The organism is Egibacteraceae bacterium (genome assembly GCA_040905805.1).
GTDB lineage: Bacteria > Actinomycetota > Nitriliruptoria > Euzebyales > Egibacteraceae > DATLGH01.
The window spans coordinates 1-1,098 of the sequence record JBBDQS010000067.1 but is presented as its reverse complement, the minus strand read 5'-3'; the positions used below and the strand labels follow the sequence as shown (position 1 = coordinate 1,098).

Annotated in this window: 1 protein-coding gene; it reads right to left on the bottom strand. The window is 75.7% G+C overall.

Annotated features, from left to right (window positions below; all coding sequences use genetic code 11):
• Nucleotides 1-1,098: fibronectin type III domain-containing protein (locus WD250_07450; GenBank protein MEX2620038.1), on the bottom strand; the 1,098-nt coding region annotated here is incomplete at both ends.

Sequence of the window (1,098 nt, the reverse complement as noted above, 5' to 3'; positions counted from 1 at the left end):
GTCACCCGGCGTCGCGGTCACCCCCGTCGGCGCACCCGGCGCCGTCGCCGGCGCCTCTGGTGTGACGAAGACCGGATCGCTGGCCGGCCCGGCACCCACCTCGTTGGTGGCGCTGACCGTGATCGCATAGGTGGTGCCGTTGACCAGCCCGCCGACCAGCGCCTCACGGTCCTCCGGCCCCCGCTCGACGACCACCACATGACTGTCGGCCGGGCCGAGGGCCAGCGCCTGGATGACTGACTCCACCGCAGTGGCCGTCACCGCCGGAGTGGCCGTCACCGTGTAGCCCGTGACCGGGCTGCCCCCATCATCCTCGGGCGCGTCCCAGGCCACCACCGCCGACGCGTCACCCGGCGTCGCGGTCACCCCCGTCGGCGCACCCGGCGCCGTCGCCGGCGCCTCTGGTGTGACGAAGACCGGATCGCTGGCCGGCCCGGCACCCACCTCGTTGGTGGCGCTGACCGTGATCGCATAGGTGGTGCCGTTGACCAGCCCGCCGACCAGCGCCTCACGGTCCTCCGGCCCCCGCTCGACGACCACCACATGACTGTCGGCCGGGCCGAGGGCCAGCGCCTGGATGACTGACTCCACCGCAGTGGCCGTCACCGCCGGAGTGGCCGTCACCGTGTAGCCCGTGACCGGGCTGCCCCCATCATCCTCGGGCGCGTCCCAGGCCACCACCGCCGACGCGTCACCCGGCGTCGCGGTCACCCCCGTCGGCGCACCCGGCGCCGTCGCCGGCGCCACCGGCGTCACGGACACCGGCGCGCTCGCCGGCCCCGTCCCCGCCGCGTTGGTCGCCGTCACCGACACCGCGTAGGTGACCCCGTTGGTCAGCTCCACCAGCGACAGCGACGTGTCCGACGTCGACTGCGACACCGTCTCCCCGCCACCGGTGGCCGTCACCGTGTAGGCGGTGATCGGGCTGCCCCCGTCGTCGGCGGGCGGATCCCAGGCCACCACCGCCGACGCGTCACCCGGCGTCGCGGTCACCCCCGTCGGCGCACCCGGCGCCACCGGCGGCTCACCGGGCGTCACGGACACCGGCGCGCTCGCCGGCCCCGTGCCCACCGCGTTGGTCGCCGTCACCGACACCGC